Source organism: Alkaliphilus serpentinus (assembly GCF_009017255.1).
Lineage (GTDB): Bacteria > Bacillota > Clostridia > Peptostreptococcales > Natronincolaceae > Alkaliphilus_D > Alkaliphilus_D serpentinus.
In genome coordinates, this window is record NZ_WBZB01000046.1 from 1 (window position 1) to 18764 (window position 18764).

Below are 18764 nucleotides of genomic sequence, written 5' to 3' on the forward strand. Positions count from 1 at the left end.
GCATGAAATGCTTTTGTTCTTCCTCTTATACCTATCATTTAACAAAATTAGAATAAAATAGCATAAATTTGGAAATTATTAAAGATAGTATATAGGAGAGGAGTATTAGACATTTGAAGACGAAAACCAAGCTAAGGACCCTTAAAGATCTTGATTCAATCGATCATAGAGAAATAGAAGAGCTATATAGAAACTATATAAATCCATACTTCGTAAATCTACTAAGACTTTTGGGGTTAAATAAAAGATTTGTAAGGGCTGAGGGTAATAAAGTATGGGATAGCAGCGGCAGAGAATACTTAGATTTTCTTGGAGCCTACGGAGCTATTAATCTTGGTCATAATCACAAAAAAGTAATAGAAAAAATCATAGAGGTCCAAGAAAGACCTAATTTATTACAAACAGTTACCAATCCATTGGCTGCATTATTGGCTGAGAACTTAGCTGCCATTACTCCAGGAGATCTTCAATATTCTTTTTTTTGTAATAGCGGAGCGGAGGCTGTGGAGGGAGCCATTAAACTCGCGAAAATATCTACTGGTAAGCCCCGAATTATTTATTGTAAGGGTTCCTTCCATGGAAAATCAATGGGAGCCCTCTCTATCACCGGTAGAGAAAAATATCGCAAGTATTTTAATCCCTTAATGCCTGCGACCACTGAGGTAGCCTTCGGTTCTAAGGAGGAGCTTAAGGATGTTTTTAATCTATATGATGATATTGCTGCCTTTATTGTAGAGCCAATACAAGGAGAGGGAGGAATAATCACTCCACCTGAGGGTTATTTAAAGGAAGTTAGAAGATTATGTTCAGAAAAAGGAATATTGTTAATAGTGGATGAAATTCAAACGGGATTTGGAAGAACTGGCCATTGGTTTGCCTGTGATGAGGAAGGGATTAACCCTGATATCTTATGTATGGCTAAGTCCCTTGGTGGCGGAATTATGCCTATTGGTGCTTATATAGCTTCTAAAAAGGTTTGGCATAAGGGATACGGAAGTATAGATAGGTTTTTATTACATACCTCCACCTTTGGAGGTAATACATGGGCCTGTGCTGCTGCCCTTGCAGCCATTGAAACATTAAATGATGATAACCTAATAGCTGAGACTGCCCATAAAGGAAAATATTTTATCAAGAGATTAAAAGCACTAATGGGCAAGCATCCAATCTTAGTTGATGTTAGGGGCAAGGGCTTAATGATTGGATTAGAATTTGATGAGGGTTTAAACTCCATTACCCGTTCCATCATTAAAAATCATACTGAAACCGTTAGGGAATATATTGGAGGTATGATTGCTTCAAGTCTAGTGAATCAGCACGGCATTATCACGGCATATACCTTAAATAATCCTAAGGTAATTAGAATTGAGCCACCTTTAACTGTTACCTATCAAGAGATAGACTATTTTATAAATGCACTAGATTTAGTGATGGTTAATTTAAGTGGTCTTAAAAGCCTGGCTTTTCAAACGGCAAAGAATCTGTTGGGAAGCTTTAAGAAAGGCAGGGAGGCATGATGGAAAAGTTCTCATTTATAATACACCCCATCGAGATTGATGATATTTATAGAAAATATAAAGCCTTAAAATATTTACCCCAATCCATTACAGAAAGGATAATGACCTTTGTGCCACCATCTATAGTTTCAGAGATTACTGGCTTAAAGGGGAAGAATAGCAGGGCAGAGGGATATTTTATAGGACTACCCCTAACCTCTCGGATAATGATGGAATACTCAAGGGAATTGGTAACTAAAAAAATCATTAAGGCAGGGCGGATTGCAGAAAAAATGGGAGCTAAGATTGTAGGCCTAGGTGCTTTTACATCTGTAGTAGGAGATGCCGGAATTACCATAGCAAAGAATCTTAACATAGCCGTTACTACTGGAAATACCTATACGGTGGCGGCTGCCTTTGATGCAACAGTAAAGGCTTGTAATTTATTGGACAAGAGGTTTAGTGATTGTCAGGTGGCAATAGTAGGAGCTACAGGATCTATAGGAAAGGTATGTGCTAAGCTGTCCTGTAGAGAAGCTCACAATATAATTCTCATTGGCAGAAGGGATGATAAATTATTAGAGCTAAAGGAGGAGCTCCTTGGTATTCATACTGATAAAAAAATAAAGGTAACCACGAGTATATCGGAAGGGTTAAAGGAAGCAGATGTAGTGATTACTGTAACCAGCAGTATCGATGACGTAATAAAGCCCCACTATATAAAAACCGGTGCTGTAGTTTGTGATGTGGCCAGACCTAGGGATGTATCAAAGAGCCTAATAGAAAAAAGGCAGGATGTTCTAGTTATTGAGGGTGGGGTAATAGAGGTTCCTAGTGGAACGAATTTTGGTTTTAATTTTGGATTTCCAAAGGGCCTATCCTATGCCTGTATGGCAGAAACCATGATACTGGCATTGGAAAAAAGATATGAAAACTATAGTATAGGAAGAGATATAGATATTCAAAAAGTAGATGAAATTAGGAAGTTGGCAGAAAAACATGGCTTCAGATTAGCTGGATTAAGAAGCTTTGAAAGGGTAATTGATGATACTTATATAGATCATGTAAAGAGGGCCATTGAGAAAAGAGAGAGTATAAAGGAAATAACCCTCTCTTAAGATCCTAGTAAAGTATAATAAAATCTTGTAATGACACAGAAAGCCATTAATAGATTAGTATTTTTAGACCTCCTGTCATTAGGGGAACAATAGATTAACCTATTGAATAGTATATAGAAAGTCTAGAAAAAGGGGGATTTATTGGTGGCTAAAGGAAAGGTAAGCCCAACAAGCCTATTATTCTTTTTTCTGTTACTAGCTGTAATATTAATGAACTGCGGTATGTTTAAAAGGGATGATAGCAGCCTATTATTTTTCTATCTTTTAATAGTGATCTTATTTACAAATTTTTATAGATAGAAGATGATTTACTTAATAAATAAACCCATCTGATAGGTAGATTCTAACAGATGGGTTTTAACTGCTAAGCTAAGCTGATATAATCTACTTTGTCACCCTAGTTTTCAGTTTGTTAATAACCTTCTTTACACCTTCAACGCCTAAGGCGATTTCCTTAGCAAGTTCTATTTCCTTTGAATTATCAAGATATCCAAATAGGGTAACTACCCCATCGGAGACCTTTCTATGAACATCCCTATAGCTTAAATCTGTTTGACTTAGCTCTTGAAGTATTTTGTTATTGATGGCTGCATCGGTGTAGGAACCAAGGGAGTCAATCTCTATCTTATTTACAACATCTTTTACACCCCTGTTTTCAGAAGCCATATCCATTGCAGTATGTACCTCCTTCAGGTTATTTATTCTACCCATTAAAGTGACGACACCATCATCAACCTTAACGCCAACTCCCCTAACAGCTTCATTTTCTCCAGTTGTCAGCTTGTTCATGACTTCCTTTTGTATATGCTTGTCAGTAATATTACTATCCATAGCTATTGTAAGGTTATTTTCAACTTTTTTTGTAACCGAAAAACTTTTTACAATATCCTCTGCCTGCTTCTTTTCTGCCAGTAAATCAACTATTCCGGTTAACTGTACAACCCCATCTCTACAGTAAACATTAATATCCATAGCGCTTGCCTGCATAACGGCTTCTAGGTTGCTTTTTATTGCATGCGATAAATCTTTATCGTTAATGTCCCCATTGGAGGAGTTGAATTTATACTCACCGTTATTGACCATTTAGTTAATCATCCTTTCATTTAAATTACTATTAGTTTTCACTAAAATAAAATAAATATGTTTTTAAAGGGAATAAATATCAGTAGAATATAGTAAGGTTATTGACACCCTCTGAGTATGAAAGTATAATCAACAGAGTAAGGAAAAAATTAACAAAGGAAGAAAATTATCATAAAACCCATTAATTTATCTATTAATTGTACTATCAAATGTAGTAAAATAAATTTAAGGAAATGTTAAAAAAAATCTAATTTAGGAAAGATAGCCTAAGACTTTTTTAAATAAGGATAGAGGTATTTCAAACTTTGCATTGAAGTACTATTATATATTATTTCTACCGAATAAGAGGTGTTTAAAGGATGCGAGAAATACTAGAAATAATCAGCAACATTGGAGTTAGGGACATAGCCGATATGGCTATTGTAGCCTTTGTATTTTATAAGCTATTTATGCTTATTAGAGAGACTAGGGCAGAACAATTAATTAAGGGTATTTTGGTTTTATTATTGGCCACACAGATTAGTGAATGGCTACAGCTCCATGTTATTAATTGGATTCTTAGAAACACCATGACGGTAGGTTTAATTGCGTTGTTAATCGTCTTTCAGCCTGAGCTTAGGAGGGCATTGGAATACATAGGGCGTACGAAGTTCTTAACGAAATCTATTGTAGATATTCAAGAGGAAGAAATTAAAATGACAGTAGATGAAATTGCTGAGGCCGTTGGATCCCTTTCAAGACAAAAAATTGGGGCCTTGATGGTGATTGAGCGTGAAACAGGATTGAATGAAGTGACGGAGACGGGTACCCCCATAAACGGCAAAATATCAAGGGGTCTTTTAATCAATATATTCATACCCAATACACCATTGCATGATGGTGCAGCTGTTATTCGGAAAACAGAAATCTTAGCAGCAGGTTGCTTTTTGCCCCTTACTGATAATCAAACCCTTAGCAAAGAATTAGGTACTAGACATCGGGCAGCCATTGGAATTACTGAGCGATCCGATTCGATTGTTGTTGTGGTTTCAGAAGAAACCGGGGCTATTTCTGTGGCTGAGAGTGGTAAGTTAAGCCGTTTTCTAGATATAGAAACCCTTAAGGACATACTATTAGAAGCCTATAAATTAGAAGAAAGCCGACAATGGCAATTATTTAAACTAAAAAGGAGGCAGCGGGATGATGAATAGCTTTTTTACTAAGAACTTAACCTTAAAAATTGTTTCTATCTGCTTTGCCTTTATTATGTGGATCGTTGTTATGAGGGAAGTAAACCCTCAAGTAACAGAAAGCTATTCTAATATCCCAGTGCAGCTGGCGGCTAGGCAAGATCTTCAACAACAGGGTTTGGTGATTTTAGGTGAAGATTCTCCAACCATAAGTGTTAATTTAAGGGGCCGTAGGGATGAAATCAATAAAATATCCCGGAATGATGTAAGGGCAGTAGCGGACCTCAGAGGTTTTAAAGCTGGGGTTGTGAATGTGCCTGTGGAAGTAAGTCCCATTGGAAATGTTGATATAGATTTCTCTCCTAAAAACATAAGACTAGAGTTGGAAAACATCATAAGAGTACAAAAGGACATCACCTTAATCATAAATGGTAGTCCTACAACAGGATATATCTATGGCGAACCCCAATACAAGCCAACGGTGGTTTGGATTGAAGGACCTGAAAGTAAGGCAGATACAGTTACTAGAGTGATTGCAACCCTAGATACAGGTGACGCAACAGAGGGTATAACCGCCAGCCTTCCTTTAAGGGCATTAACATCTCAAGATGCAGAGGTTGCTGTAGAGGTTAAGCCCACCTATGTGGATGTCTTCTTACCAATAGATCGCTTAAAGACCGTGAGACTAGAGGCAGATATTCAAGCTACTAGTGCTGAGGGTTACATGGTGACTGGTATTCAATTGCAGCCAGAGCAAGCTTCTGTTAGAGGAAAGCATGAGGACGTTGCGCTGTTAACTGAATTATACACCGATAAGATTGTTTTTGATAACCTTACAGAGTCATTTGAAGTTGAAGTACCTATTATTATTCCTGAGAGAGTTGAATTACTAGATGACACTCCAGTAAAAGCCCAAATTACCGTTGAAAAGTTGGAGGAGGAGATTTTTACTCTCAACAAGAATAACATCACCTTTGTAAATATTACTGAAGGCTTTCAGGTGGATCGAGAATTATTGGCTGAAGAATATGAGGTTAGAATTGTTGCTCCAAGAAGAATTCTTAATAACATATCTGAAAGAACCATACGATTAATTATAAATCTTGAAGAATTGCAATTGGGACAACATCAGGTTCAAGCGGAAATTGATCTGCCTCAATCTATAGCCGAAAGAATAGAAACTATGGAGGTTATACCACCTGAGATTTCAATTACCATAATTAGTGATTAAGTTGTTGATGCAGGAAATAGGTTCACTAAACGAGGTGAAAAAGTGAAGAAAGAAATTGATGTAATTTTAAGTAGTACCCATGATGCAATGATTGCTGTAGATATTAATGGAGTCATCACTCTATTCAATCGAGCTGCTGAAAGGATTACAGGCTTTAAGGAATCGGAGGTTATTGGTAGGCCTATAGAAGAGGTAGTTGAAAGCACTCGCCTACCCTATATCTTAAAAACCGGTGAAAGTGAGTTGAACCAAAAACAGCCCCTAGGAAATACAGTAATCATTACAAGTAGAATGCCTGTTAAGGATGAGCAAGGTAAGGTTATAGGAGCTGTGGCCGTCTTTAGAGATATCAGTGAAATTTTGGACCTGACCCACGAGATTTATAAGCTAAAGGAGTTCCAGAGCCTACTAGAAGCAATTTTCAACTCTACCCAAGATGCCATAACGGTTTGTGATGAGAATGGAATACATGTGTTGGTGAATCCAGCCTATACAAGGTTAACGGGATTAGATAAAAAATATATTATTGGAAAGCATGCTGCGGTGGACATTGCTGAGGGTGAAAGCATACATATGAAGGTTATTAATACCAAAAAACCTGTTAAGAATGCAAGACTGAAGTTAGGTCCCCACAGAAAAGAGGTTGTAGCCGATGCTGCCCCAATTATAGTAGATGGTGAATTAAAGGGGAGTGTTGGAGTCCTCCATGATTTAACTGAAATTAAGAAACTCAACTATGAGCTGATGCAGGCAAAGCAGATTATACGTAAGCTGGAGGCTCGATATACCTTTGAAGATATCATTGCAAAGGATGAAGGAATGAAGGCTGCCTTAGAGAAGGCAAAGCAAGCAGCGGTTACACCAGCTACAGTTCTATTAAGAGGTGAAAGTGGTACTGGAAAAGAGCTCTTCGCCCATGCCATTCATAACCTCTCCAATCGAAAATATAATCAATTTGTTAGGGTAAACTGTGCTGCCATCAGTCAAAGTTTATTGGAAAGTGAACTCTTTGGCTATGAAGAGGGAGCCTTTACAGGGGCAAGAAAGGGCGGTAAAATAGGTTTATTTGAAGAAGCCCATGGAGGTACAGTATTTCTTGATGAGATAGGGGAGGTACCCATTAGTACACAGGCCAAGCTGTTGAGGGTGTTACAGGAGAAGGAAATTGTAAGGGTTGGAGGAACTAAACCCATAGGAATCGATGTAAGGGTAATCGCAGCCACCAATATCTCCCTTGAAAAGGCCATAGAAGCAGGAACCTTCAGAGAAGACCTATATTATAGATTAAATGTTATCCCAATAAGAATTCCTCCACTAAGGAGTCGGAAAAAGGATATCTACCCATTGGTATTGCATATTATTGGTAAATATAATCAGGAGTATGGTCGTAAGGTTGAAGATATCTCACAGGATGCTCTAGAACGTATGATGACTTATGACTGGCCAGGAAATGTAAGGGAGCTCCAGAATTATATAAGTAGAGCTATGGTAAATATGAAATATAGCGAAACCATCATTACAGTTGAGAGATTACCGAAATTTTTTGATAATGATAAGAGTCTTGCTAAAAATGATGTAAATATTCATAGAGCAGAGGGTCAAGAAGACTTAAGCCTAAAGGAAGCCCTAGAGGAATATGAAAGGTCTTTAATCTATAATCGGCTTAAAGATAATGGTGGGAATCGGACACAAACAGCTAAGGATCTGCAAATTTCTGTAAGGAATCTGTATTATAAAATCGAAAAATATCAAATGGAAGATTTAGATATATGAAAAAAATTGCACACAATAGTGCAATTTTTTTCATGCAATTATTTGCATGCATATCAACTTTTTACAAGAATTGTCTACTACTGTCCATATAAAACTTTTTTTAAAGGGAAATTTCAATATCTCATTAAAGTTTTTATAGTAGCTATAGTTGGCATAGCTTTTGCTTCTATATCTATGGATGGAATTAGGTATCATTCTAAGATAATATACAAAAACTAAGATGGAGCTATGACAAATTTTCTAAAATAGCTAAGGAGGGATAAAATGAGAAGTTATGTACTAACAATCAATCCTGGTTCTACATCTACAAAGGTTGCCATGTTCAAAGGCCAAGAAAATCTTTTGCAAACAAACTTAAATCACTTACCGGAAGAACTAGACAAGTTTGCTAAAATGGCAGATCAATATGAATTTAGAAGAAACATCATTCTGGACTGGATGAAGGAAAATGGCTTTGAATTAAATGAATTGATAGCCGTTGTAGGTAGAGGGGGTCTTTTAAGACCATTACCAGGTGGTGCTTACAAGGTTACCGATGCAATGATCAAGGATTTAAAGATCGGCTACCAAGGAGAGCATGCATCAAATCTTGGTGGATTAATTGCAAAGTCTATAGCTGAAATGGAAGGTATAGATGCATACATAGTGGACCCAGTGGCAGTGGATGAGTTTGAGGCTATTGCAAGAATATCAGGCATGCCAGAAATCCAAAGAAGGTCATTAGGTCATGCACTAAACATAAAAGCAGTTAGCCATAGGGTTGCAGCGGAACTTGGAAAACGTTTCCATGAACTTAATTTTCTAGTTGCTCATCTTGGTGGAGGAATAACTGTTGCACCTGTAAGAAAGGGTAGATTAATTGATTATAACAATGCCAACGAAATGGGACCCTTCTCACCAGAAAGGGCAGGTGGACTTCCAGTTGGAGATGTTGCTAAATTATGCTTCTCTGGTAATTACACCCACCCTGAGTTTAAGAATAAGCTAAGGGGCAAGGGAGGAATGACAGCTTACCTTGGAACCAATGATGCCAGAGATGTTGAGAAAATGATACAAGCAGGAGATGAAAAGGCCAAGCTCGTATTTGATGCGATGGCATATCAGATTTCTAAGGAAATAGGTGCTATGGCTACAGTGTTACAGGGTGAAATAGATGCCATCATTTTAACCGGAGGCTTAGCCCATAGTAAACGCCTTACTGACCACATTATCGAGAGAATTGGGTTTATTGCACCTGTTAAAATACATGCCGGAGAAGATGAAATGAAGGCATTAAATGAAGGAGCCCTACGGGTTCTAAATGGGGAAGAAAAGGCTAAGATTTATGAAAATGAGGTGAATATCAATGATTAGAAGCTTTCAAGATGTAATGAAAATTGCTAAGGAGAGGGGCCCGAAAATCCTTTCTGTGGCCTGTGCTCAAGACGCTGATGTCCTTTTAGCCGTTAATGCTGCTAAAAAGGAAGGAATTGCTGACGCAATCCTAGTTGGAGACCAATCAGCAATCGAAGAGATTGCTAAGGAGAATAATATTGATTTAAGCCCATTTGAAATTATAGATATAAAGGATCTTGCAGAGGCCTCCCTTAAGGCTGTGGAGCTGGTTTCTACTGGAAAAGCTCATATGGTTATGAAGGGCTTAGTAGATACCTCCATCATTCTTAAAGCAGTACTGAATGCAGAGGTTGGGTTAAGAACAGGAAATGTTCTAAGCCATGTGGCGGTATTTGATGTTCCAGGCTATGATCGATTGTTTTTGGTAACAGATGCAGCTATGAATATTGCTCCAGATCTAAATACAAAAAAACAGATTATTGAAAATGCAGTAGAGGTGGCAAGGGCCTTGGATATTGAAGAGCCTAAGGTTGGTGTAATCTGTGCAAAGGAAAAGGCCAACCCCAAAATGCCAGATACAATGGATGCTCAAGCCCTAGAGGAAATGAATAAAAAGGGTGATATAAAGAATTGTCTTGTTGGTGGTCCCTTTGCCCTTGATAATGCTGTATCCTTAGAGGCAGCAAAACATAAGGGAATAAGCCATCCAGTGGCAGGCCTTGCAGATATATTAATGTGCGGAGATATAGAAGCAGGAAATGTGTTATACAAATCCATGGTATTCTTTGCAAATGCCAAAAATGCAGGAGTAATTGTAGGTGCCAAGGCACCTGTAGTGTTAACCTCCAGGGCAGACAGTGATGAAGCTAAGCTTTACTCAATAGCCCTATCAGTATTGTGTGCAGCTAAGTTGTTTTAAATAAAGAGAGAGGTGGAATTCTAATGAGTGAAGTTTATAGAATATTAACCATTAATCCAGGCTCAACCTCGACAAAAATCGCAATCTTCGATAATGAGAAGCCTGTTTTTGAGGAAGTACTAAGACATTCATCTGAGGAAATTGGACAATACAAAACCATATTCGATCAATACGAATTTAGAAAAAACGTAATCCTTGAGGCCTTGAATGAAAAGGGAATGAACCTAACAAAGCTAGATGCCGTTGTGGGTAGAGGGGGCTTGTTAAAGCCAATTAAAGGTGGAACCTACACCGTTGATGAAAATATGCTAAAGGATTTAAAGGTAGGAGTTTTAGGCCAACACGCATCGAATTTAGGTGGAGTTTTAGCCTATGAAATCGCAACTCAGTTGAATATCCCATCCTTTATAGTTGACCCTGTTGTTGTTGATGAGATGGATGATGTAGCAAGAATCTCCGGTATGCCTGAGATAGAAAGAAAAAGTATCTTCCATGCACTAAATCAAAAGGCTGTAGCTAGAAGGGCTGCAAAGGATTTTGGAAAGAAATATGATGAAATAAACCTAATTGTTGCCCACCTTGGTGGAGGAGTTTCAGTAGGAGCCCATGAAAAGGGTAGGGTTATTGATGTGAATAACGCCCTTGACGGTGAAGGTCCATTCTCCCCAGAAAGATCAGGGGGCCTTCCTGTAGGGGATCTTGCTAAGCTTTGCTTCTCAGGCAAATATACCCATGCTGATATTAAAAAGATGATTACTGGTAAGGGCGGATTGGTTGCATACCTTGGAACCAACGATGCTAGAGACGTTGAAAATATGATTAAAGGCGGAAATAAAGAGGCTGATCTGATTTATAAAGCTATGGCATATCAGGTTTCTAAAGAAATCGGAAGCTGTGCTGCTGTATTAAAGGGTAAGGTAGATGCCATAATCTTAACTGGTGGTATCGCCTATGACAAGACCTTTACTGGTTGGATTAAGGATAGCATTTCCTTTATATCTCAAGTACTGATTTATCCAGGAGAGGATGAAATGATTGCCCTTGCAGAGGGTGGTTTAAGGGTTCTAAGAGGAGAAGAAGCAGCCAAAGTATACGAATAGGATGATGATATGCTAAAGGATAATAGAATCCGTGTCATAATAGGACATTATGGCAGCGGAAAAACAGAATTTGCTATAAACTATGCCATTGAATTAGCTAAGGAAAAGGATAAAATCGCCTTGGCAGATTTAGATGTTGTAAACCCTTACTTTAGAAGCCGTGAAATGCAACAGCTTCTTGAGGAAAAGGGGATAAAGGTAATTTCCAGTTATGTAACAGGCTCTGGTTCAGATTTACCTTCAGTGACTGCAGATGTATTAGGGCCATTACAGGATAAGGAATGTAATGTTATCCTTGATGTAGGTGGAGATGCCATGGGAGCAAGAACCTTAGGTAGATATAAGGCTTACTTCCAAAAGGGTGAATATGATATGTTTTGTGTAATCAATGGCAATAGGCCAGGTACCCAAGACTTAAATGGAATACTCCATCACATAGCCACCATAGAAGCTACCTCAAGGGCCAGAATCACCGGCCTAATCAATAACACACATTTACTCAGACATACGACCATTAATGAGGTCCTTAAGGGGCAGGAACTTACCCAACAAGCTAGTGAAAAATTGAATATACCCATCAAATATGTAAGTGTAATGGAATCCCTAGTAGCTGATCTTCCTAAAGATCTAGAAGGGGAAATTATCCCCATTAGGATGATTATGAGGGAGGATTGGATGTAGTTTTGCTGGAGGTCTATGGCTGATGAAGGCTTAATATATAGTTTTATATCTTAAGGAGGGTTGTGAAATGGCTAAAAGAAGAGGTAGAGTTATATTCCAAGAGGATCGCTGTAAGGGCTGTGAGCTTTGTACCACAGTGTGTCCTGTAGATATTGTTAAAATGAATAAGAGCAAAATCAATGTTAAGGGATACCATCCAGCGACGGTTGATGAAATGGAAAAGTGTATCGCATGTGCCAACTGTGCTACAATTTGTCCTGATGTTGTAATTAAGATCGAAACTATTGAAGAATAATAAATCATTGCGTAAGGAGGGAATTTGATGGCTAAGGTATTAATGAAGGGTAACGAAGCAATTGGTGCAGCTGCTATTAAAGCTGGATGTAAATTTTTCTTTGGATATCCTATCACACCACAAAATGAGTTGCCAGAATTTATGTCAAGAGAGTTACCAAAAATAGATGGTGTTTTTGTACAAGCAGAATCAGAAGTTGCAGCAATTAATATGATCTATGGTGCAGCAGGAGCGGGAGCAAGGACAATGACTTCATCCTCATCTCCAGGTATGGCATTAAAGCAAGAGGGAATTTCTTATATTGCTGGAGCCGAGCTACCATGTGTTATTGTAAATATCAGTAGGGGTGGCCCTGGTCTAGGTGGAATTCAACCATCTCAGGCAGACTATTTCCAATCAACCAGAGGTGGAGGAAATGGAGACTACAGACATCTTGTATATGCTCCTTCTACCCTTCAAGAGGCGGTAGATTTAACAATTGAAGCCTTTGATATTGCTGATTACTATAGAAATCCAGTAATCGTTCTTGGAGACGGAATGATTGGCCAGATGATGGAGCCTGTGGAGTTTAACGAGCCTAAGAAGAGAGATTTACCTGCAAAGGACTGGGCAACTACAGGAACTGAGGATAAAAGAAGACCAAATATCATTAACTCCCTAGCTTTGGATCCAGCAGAGCTTGAAAAACACAATATTAAGCTTGATAATAAGTACAAGGCTATGGAAGAAAATGAAGTTCGATATGAAATGTATAAAACCGAAGGAGCAGAGCTGATCTTTGTTGCCTATGGAACAACTGCAAGAATTGTAAAAAATGCAGTAGATGCATTAGAGGCAGAAGGTATTAAAGCTGGCTTAATAAGACCCATAACATTATGGCCCTTCCCTAATAAAGCCTTTAATGAAATCCCAACAGCTAAGGCTTTAGTAAGCGTTGAAATGAGTATGGGACAAATGATAGATGATGTTAAAATCGCCAACAACGGTAAATTACCAGTTCATTTCTATGGTAGAACCGGTGGTATGATTCCAACACCTGAGGCTATCGTTGAAAAGGCTAAGGAAATTTTAGGGGGTGGAAAGTAATGTCTACTATTTTCGAAAGAACTGACGGATTAACCGATAAGCAATTCCACTATTGTCCTGGATGTACCCATGGTGTTATCCATAGATTAGTAGGTGAGGTTTTAGTAGAGCTTGGAGTGCTAGGTAAGGCTGTAGGGGTTGCCCCAGTAGGATGCTCAGTTTTAGCCTATGACTACTTCAATTGTGATATGCATGAGGCTGCCCACGGTAGAGCACCGGCTGTTGCTACAGGAATTAAAAGGGTTTTACCTGACAATGTAGTATTCACCTATCAAGGAGATGGAGACTTAGCTTCTATCGGTACTGCAGAGATCATCCATGCTGCCCATAGAGGAGAAAAGTTTACTACAATCTTTGTAAATAATGCAATCTACGGTATGACCGGTGGACAAATGGCACCAACTACTTTAATTGGACAAAAGGCTACAACTGCTCCCTATGGTAGAGATGCTGCAACTACAGGTATGCCTTTAAGAATGTCAGAAATGCTTGCTACCATCGATGGTGCAGTATTTGTTGAAAGAGTAACCGTTCATAACGTTGCTGGTATCAGAAAGGCTAAGAAGGCTATTAAGAAGGCCTTCGAGGTTCAAATAGCTGGACTTGGCTTTGGTATAGTTGAAATACTTTCAACCTGCCCTACTAACTGGGGAATTACTCCAGTAGAATCATTAAAGTGGTTAGAGGAAAACATGCTTCCATACTATCCATTAGGAAACTTCCGTACACCAGAGGAGGGAAAATAATATGGCTACTGAAAAAATAATTATGGCAGGCTTCGGAGGACAAGGAGTTATGTCCATGGGGCAATTATTAACCTATGCTGGTATGATTGAAAATAAGCAGGTTTCATGGTTACCCTCCTATGGCCCAGAAATGCGTGGAGGTACAGCAAACTGTGCTGTTATAGTATCTGATAGCCCTGTTGGATCACCCATCATTACAGGAGACGCCACAACTGCATTGGTTCTTAACCTACCTTCCTTAGTGAAGTTTGAAAAGAACCTACAGCCTGGTGGTAGACTTATTATCAACAGCTCTCTAATTGAGAAAAAGGCTGAAAGAGAAGATGTAAAGGCCTACTATATTCCAGCCAACGAAATAGCAAATGAGCTAGGAAATAGCAAAGTTGCCAATATGGTAATGCTTGGAGCATACCTTGAGTTAACTAAGATTGTTTCCGTTGATACTGTAATTGAGGCTTTAAAGAAGGTATTTGGACCAAGCAAGGCTGACCTAGTACCTTTAAACAAAGAAGCATTAAGCCGTGGAGCTGAGTGCGTTAAGTAAATATTTAGATTGATAAGAACCCCTTCTGGAAATCAGAGGGGGTTCTTAGATTTAAGACAAAGTATTCAAGATGCAGACTGATCAAAAGCCCTTAGTTTCGAGACGCAAGCAAAATCAGCGATTGCAGCGTATACAGAATTACGTAAGAATGCTGGTTTTGTGAAGCAACAATGAAGATGAGGGTTTTTCATCAGTCTGAGAACCCCTTCTGGAAATCAGAAGGGGTTCTTTGTATATCTTTTAATAAATATTCAACATATATTTTAGGACATTAGTTGAAAAAATAGAACTATTATTTTGGTTTTTTGAATATAAATTAATGAAGGTGAATTTTACGAGGGGGATGATTGAGTGAGAGGACAAGAGTATATCGATAAAGTAACAGAAAGACTGAGACATAGCTTTGACATATTAAGGGAATATGATGTAGAAGGTATATGCTTTGACGTTTTTGCTTCCTCCTATATACGAAGTGAAAGGTATTTCGCCAGTAAGAAGATTAAGGTCTATGGAATAGAGAATCATGAATACTGCCTTATTAAAAGGGTAGAAAATCTTAGTTATTCAGTGTTAAAGGATTTAACCGACGGTCTCGTAAAGGCTTCAGAGGCTTTAATTAAGCCCCATCATGAGCATATGTCCACAATCATTACAGGGGTTCTTGTGGTGGAGGGGAAGGTTGAAGACAATTTAAGGAATCAAATCAAAGGCTTTCAGTATAGCAAAAGCTTTTTATGGGGTTTAAAGGGGTGGACCTATATAAGATTATTGGTGGTAGATATAGAAGACAGTATGGTTTATTCAAACAGAAGGGGGAAAGAAGTACTTCGTTTCTACGAGGTTTTCTAATATATAAAGGGGGAATTATATGAACTCATTAACACTTATTCTTGGTAGCATCATCATTTTTTTCATTGCCTATATCACCTATGGTCGATGGCTTGCTAAGCAATGGGGAATTGATGATAGTAAGCCGACTCCTGCCCATACAAAGGGAGACGGAGTTGATTATGTCCCTGCCACCTCGCCGGTATTATTAGGCCATCACTTTGCTTCAATAGCAGGGGCAGGACCCATTGTAGGTCCAATAGCAGCCGCTATATTTGGCTGGATTCCTGTTGTTTTGTGGATCTTAGTTGGTAGCATCTTCTTTGGAGGTGTGCAGGATTTTAGTTCCTTATTTGCCTCCATAAGGCATGATGGAAAATCCATCGGTGAAATCATCAATGTAAACATCGGAAGGGTTGGTAAAAGGCTTTTTATTATATTTGCATGGTTAACCTTGATTTTAATTGTAGCTGCCTTTACTAACATAGTGGCCAACACCTTTGTTTCCGTTCCTGAAGCAGCCTCAGCTTCGGTATTATTCATTTTCCTAGCAGTATTTTTTGGCTTTGCAGTCTATAGAAAGGGAGTAAAACTCAGTATTGCAAGTATATTCGGTGTTGCTTTACTATTCCTCTGTATCCTACTAGGCAATATCTTCCCCTTGGAGCTTAGCAGAAATACATGGATTGGAATCTTATTAGCTTATATATTTGTAGCCTCTGTAACTCCTGTGTGGATTTTGCTACAGCCTAGGGACTATCTAAACTCCTTCCTCCTATATGCTATGATGCTGGGTGCCGTACTGGGCTTAGCCATCACCCGACCAGCCCTACAGTTATCTGGTTATGTTGGCTTTAATATCAATAATCAATACCTCTTCCCGATGCTCTTTGTTACCGTTGCCTGTGGTGCAATTTCAGGCTTCCACTCCCTTGTGGGCTCAGGAACCTCCTCTAAACAGTTGACCAAGGAGAGCGATGCTAAGCTTGTAGGCTACGGAGGCATGCTTATTGAAGGGGTTCTTGCAGTACTGGCCATTATTACAGCAGCCTATGTAACGAAGGATAAGCTTGGTGAGCTGTTGGGGGCAGGTGGCCCGGTAAACGTATTCTCCGACGGTATCGGTAACTTTATGGTTGGCCTAGGAATCCCCTTTACAGTAGGAAAATCCTTTGTTGCCCTTGCGGTTTCTGCCTTTGCATTAACCAGCTTAGACACTGCAACAAGATTAGCACGATTCATGTTCCAAGAATTCTTCCAGGACCAAGGAGTAGAAAAAGAAAATATTTTAACCAATCGTTATTTCTCTACTCTAATTACTGTAATTATCGGTGGTGCCCTTGCCATCGGTAGCTGGGATAAAATATGGCCAGTATTCGGTTCTGCAAATCAGCTTCTGGCAGCCCTTGCCCTATTGGCGGTGGCAGTATGGTTAAAGAAGGCAGGAAAGAACAACAAAATGTTTGTGATTCCATTTGTATTCATGTTCGTGGTTACGGTTTTAGCTCTATTCTTCTTAATAAGAGCAAATTTCATCAATGGAAACTATATATTGGTGGTCTTCCCTGTGTTACTATTAATTCTTGCCTTTGTATTGGCCTACCAAGCCTATCGTATGCTAACTAAGGGTGGTCCTAAGCCATCTATTAAAGCTTAATAGTCTTTCTCCAAAATTACAGGAGCTCTCGTATTCTATAAAGGAGCTCTTGTATATTTTTTTGCATATGAATTTATTGAAGCAAATTTTACTGTAAGGGAATACTATAATAGAATCTAGGCCAATAGATTGTTTAAATCCTGTACATATGTTAAAATATAGTAGATAATCTTGGAAGGAGAAAAAACCATGGGAAAACTTTTTGGAACAGATGGTGTTAGGGGAATTGCCAATAGGGATTTAACCCCAGAATTGGCCTATAAGCTTGGGAGAATTGGAGCATATTTTTTGCTTAAAGATAGAGGTAGCAAGGGTAATAAGGTTGTAATTGGGAAGGATACAAGATTGTCTGGTGATCTATTAGAATCCTCAATGACAGCTGGTTTTTTATCAATGGGGGTTGATGTAATATCCTTAGGGGTGATACCAACTCCAGCAGTATCCTATTTAACCCGCCATTTATCAGCCGATTGTGGGGTTGTAATCTCTGCCTCCCATAATCCAGCAGAATATAATGGAATCAAGTTCTTCGACTATAGAGGCTATAAGCTTCCCGATGAGCTTGAAAATCAAATAGAGGAATACATATTAAAGGATAAAGATGTAGATGTTCGCCCTGTAAAGGATGGAATTGGTCGACTAACCCACTTAGAAGAGGCATCGAAGCTTTACACGGATTTCTTGAAAACCACTATAAAGAACGATTTTAAGGGTTTGAGGATTGCCATAGATACAGGAAACGGTGCTGCCTATAGGGTGGCCCCAGATTTGTTGCGACAGCTGGGGGCAGAGGTGTTTGTAATAAATGATCATCCCGATGGAATAAATATCAACGACAAATGTGGATCAACCCACCCAGAGATTCTGCAAAAATATGTTGAAGAGGTTTCGGCAGATGTAGGCCTCACCTTTGATGGAGATGCCGACAGGGTGATAGCCATCAATAACCAGTGTCAAATCGTCGATGGTGACCATATAATGGCTATATGTGGTAGCAGATTAAAAAAACACAGAGCCCTAAAAAATGATACCATTGTTGCCACCGTTATGAGCAATATCGGATTGGATATTGCCATGAAGGAAAGAGACATAAAGGTAGCAAAAACCAAGGTCGGAGACCGATATGTATTGGAGGAAATGCTACATCAGGGTTATAGTCTTGGAGGAGAGCAATCCGGACATATTATTTTCCTTGATTATAATACCACCGGGGATGGACTATTGACAGGACTGCAATTAATTGATACCATCAAGGAGGAAGGAAAGTCCTTTGCAGAGCTTTCTGGAATGATGACCTCTTATCCTCAGGTGCTAATTAACGCAAAGGTGAAAAATGAAAATAAAGAAGCCTACCTAAAGGATGCAGAAATCATCAATGAAATAAAAAGAATAGAAGCCATTATGGCTGACCAGGGCAGAGTATTAATTCGACCTTCGGGAACGGAACCCCTAGTAAGGGTTATGCTGGAGGGTAAGAATCAAGAGGAATTAAATCATCTGGCCACAGGTCTGGCTAAAATGATAGAAGCAAGATTAAGCTAATTAAAACTGGGGTTAGCTGGTGAAGGTTAACCCCAACAATAAACTTAAGGAGGGATGCCCATGAAGGATCATTCAACTTAATATTGTGAAGCGCCAGAGCTTAAGAGAATTTATCGGCTTAAGCTGACGAGGACAGGGTTTATCGAAGATTTCGGCGGATG

At 38.9% G+C, this 18764-nt stretch carries 18 protein-coding genes; 17 read left to right on the forward strand and 1 reads right to left on the reverse strand.

The features are described 5' to 3' along the window. Positions 1–113: 113 nt before the first annotated feature. The 3 genes from F8153_RS12685 to F8153_RS16215 all read left to right on the forward strand — a co-directional run bounded on the left by F8153_RS12685 (position 114) and on the right by F8153_RS16215 (position 2914). Positions 114–1517, forward strand: a complete 1404-nt coding sequence (locus tag F8153_RS12685) for an aspartate aminotransferase family protein (protein ID WP_207707733.1) — start codon at positions 114–116, stop codon at positions 1515–1517. Beyond that, positions 1517–2614 (forward strand): polysaccharide biosynthesis protein, encoded by a 1098-nt coding sequence (locus F8153_RS12690; protein ID WP_151866734.1) that lies wholly within the window; start codon positions 1517–1519, stop codon positions 2612–2614. The genes F8153_RS12685 and F8153_RS12690 overlap by 1 nt, the downstream gene beginning before the upstream one ends. Before the next feature lie 144 nt (positions 2615–2758). Beyond that, positions 2759–2914, forward strand: coding sequence for a hypothetical protein (locus F8153_RS16215; RefSeq protein WP_192929810.1), 156 nt, complete (start codon positions 2759–2761; stop codon positions 2912–2914). An 84-nt stretch (positions 2915–2998) separates the two neighbouring features. Here F8153_RS16215 and F8153_RS12695 read toward each other — a convergent pair whose 3' ends face one another. Continuing rightward, positions 2999–3697 (reverse strand): BON domain-containing protein, encoded by a 699-nt coding sequence (locus F8153_RS12695; RefSeq protein ID WP_151866735.1) that lies wholly within the window; start codon positions 3695–3697, stop codon positions 2999–3001. 359 nt (positions 3698–4056) lie between these two features. On the opposite strand from F8153_RS12695, the gene cdaA reads away from it, so the two are divergent. From cdaA to glmM, 14 genes are all read left to right on the forward strand, one after another. Beyond that, positions 4057–4887, forward strand: coding sequence for a diadenylate cyclase CdaA (cdaA, locus tag F8153_RS12700; RefSeq protein ID WP_151866736.1), 831 nt, complete (start codon positions 4057–4059; stop codon positions 4885–4887). Beyond that, positions 4877–6097, forward strand: a complete 1221-nt coding sequence (locus tag F8153_RS12705; protein WP_151866737.1) for a CdaR family protein — start codon at positions 4877–4879, stop codon at positions 6095–6097. Before cdaA ends, F8153_RS12705 begins: the two co-directional genes overlap by 11 nt. Before the next feature lie 42 nt (positions 6098–6139). Then, the gene (locus F8153_RS12710) at positions 6140–7870 is read left to right on the forward strand and encodes a sigma-54 interaction domain-containing protein (protein ID WP_151866738.1); all 1731 of its coding nucleotides are present in this window, start codon (positions 6140–6142) and stop codon (positions 7868–7870) included. A 264-nt stretch (positions 7871–8134) separates the two neighbouring features. Beyond that, positions 8135–9223, forward strand: coding sequence for a butyrate kinase (gene buk / locus F8153_RS12715; RefSeq protein WP_151866739.1), 1089 nt, complete (start codon positions 8135–8137; stop codon positions 9221–9223). Next, entirely contained in the window at positions 9216–10124 is a 909-nt protein-coding gene (locus F8153_RS12720; RefSeq protein ID WP_151866740.1) for a phosphate butyryltransferase, read from the forward strand. The genes buk (F8153_RS12715) and F8153_RS12720 overlap by 8 nt, the downstream gene beginning before the upstream one ends. 23 nt (positions 10125–10147) lie before the next feature. Next, positions 10148–11224 (forward strand): butyrate kinase, encoded by a 1077-nt coding sequence (gene buk / locus F8153_RS12725; protein ID WP_151866741.1) that lies wholly within the window; start codon positions 10148–10150, stop codon positions 11222–11224. A gap of 9 nt (positions 11225–11233) precedes the next feature. Then, positions 11234–11905, forward strand: a complete 672-nt coding sequence (locus F8153_RS12730; protein ID WP_151866742.1) for an ATP-binding protein — start codon at positions 11234–11236, stop codon at positions 11903–11905. A gap of 67 nt (positions 11906–11972) precedes the next feature. Then, positions 11973–12200 (forward strand): 4Fe-4S dicluster domain-containing protein, encoded by a 228-nt coding sequence (locus tag F8153_RS12735; RefSeq protein ID WP_151866743.1) that lies wholly within the window; start codon positions 11973–11975, stop codon positions 12198–12200. 27 nt (positions 12201–12227) lie between these two features. Then, positions 12228–13286, forward strand: coding sequence for a 3-methyl-2-oxobutanoate dehydrogenase subunit VorB (locus F8153_RS12740; RefSeq protein ID WP_151866744.1), 1059 nt, complete (start codon positions 12228–12230; stop codon positions 13284–13286). Next, positions 13286–14032 carry a thiamine pyrophosphate-dependent enzyme gene (locus F8153_RS12745; RefSeq protein WP_151866745.1) on the forward strand — a complete coding sequence of 249 codons (747 nt, stop codon included), beginning with the start codon at positions 13286–13288 and terminating at the stop codon, positions 14030–14032. Before F8153_RS12740 ends, F8153_RS12745 begins: the two co-directional genes overlap by 1 nt. A 1-nt stretch (position 14033) precedes the next feature. Next, the gene (locus F8153_RS12750) at positions 14034–14576 is read left to right on the forward strand and encodes a 2-oxoacid:acceptor oxidoreductase family protein (protein ID WP_151866746.1); all 543 of its coding nucleotides are present in this window, start codon (positions 14034–14036) and stop codon (positions 14574–14576) included. 351 nt (positions 14577–14927) lie between these two features. Next, the gene (locus tag F8153_RS12755) at positions 14928–15425 is read left to right on the forward strand and encodes a hypothetical protein (protein ID WP_151866747.1); all 498 of its coding nucleotides are present in this window, start codon (positions 14928–14930) and stop codon (positions 15423–15425) included. Positions 15426–15444: 19 nt separating this feature from the next. Further along, a complete protein-coding gene (locus F8153_RS12760) occupies positions 15445–17061 on the forward strand; it encodes a carbon starvation CstA family protein (protein ID WP_151866748.1) in 1617 nt (538 codons plus the stop codon). 189 nt (positions 17062–17250) lie between these two features. Continuing rightward, a complete protein-coding gene (gene glmM / locus F8153_RS12765) occupies positions 17251–18603 on the forward strand; it encodes a phosphoglucosamine mutase (RefSeq protein WP_151866749.1) in 1353 nt (450 codons plus the stop codon). The last annotated feature ends 161 nt before the right edge of the window (positions 18604–18764 follow it).

Excerpts from the sequence above, each read along its gene's own strand:
- F8153_RS12760 (WP_151866748.1), top strand. The coding sequence starts at position 15,445 with ATGAACTCATTAACACTTATTCTTGGTAGCATCATCATTTTTTTCATT.
- F8153_RS12705 (WP_151866737.1), top strand. The coding sequence starts at position 4,877 with ATGATGAATAGCTTTTTTACTAAGAACTTAACCTTAAAAATTGTTTCT.
- F8153_RS12740 (WP_151866744.1), top strand. The coding sequence starts at position 12,228 with ATGGCTAAGGTATTAATGAAGGGTAACGAAGCAATTGGTGCAGCTGCT.
- buk (WP_151866741.1), top strand. The coding sequence starts at position 10,148 with ATGAGTGAAGTTTATAGAATATTAACCATTAATCCAGGCTCAACCTCG.
- F8153_RS12695 (WP_151866735.1), bottom strand. The coding sequence starts at position 3,697 with ATGGTCAATAACGGTGAGTATAAATTCAACTCCTCCAATGGGGACATT.
- F8153_RS12730 (WP_151866742.1), top strand. The coding sequence starts at position 11,234 with ATGCTAAAGGATAATAGAATCCGTGTCATAATAGGACATTATGGCAGC.
- buk (WP_151866739.1), top strand. The coding sequence starts at position 8,135 with ATGAGAAGTTATGTACTAACAATCAATCCTGGTTCTACATCTACAAAG.
- F8153_RS12690 (WP_151866734.1), top strand. The coding sequence starts at position 1,517 with ATGGAAAAGTTCTCATTTATAATACACCCCATCGAGATTGATGATATT.
- F8153_RS12750 (WP_151866746.1), top strand. The coding sequence starts at position 14,034 with ATGGCTACTGAAAAAATAATTATGGCAGGCTTCGGAGGACAAGGAGTT.
- cdaA (WP_151866736.1), top strand. The coding sequence starts at position 4,057 with ATGCGAGAAATACTAGAAATAATCAGCAACATTGGAGTTAGGGACATA.
- glmM (WP_151866749.1), top strand. The coding sequence starts at position 17,251 with ATGGGAAAACTTTTTGGAACAGATGGTGTTAGGGGAATTGCCAATAGG.
- F8153_RS12735 (WP_151866743.1), top strand. The coding sequence starts at position 11,973 with ATGGCTAAAAGAAGAGGTAGAGTTATATTCCAAGAGGATCGCTGTAAG.
- F8153_RS12720 (WP_151866740.1), top strand. The coding sequence starts at position 9,216 with ATGATTAGAAGCTTTCAAGATGTAATGAAAATTGCTAAGGAGAGGGGC.
- F8153_RS12745 (WP_151866745.1), top strand. The coding sequence starts at position 13,286 with ATGTCTACTATTTTCGAAAGAACTGACGGATTAACCGATAAGCAATTC.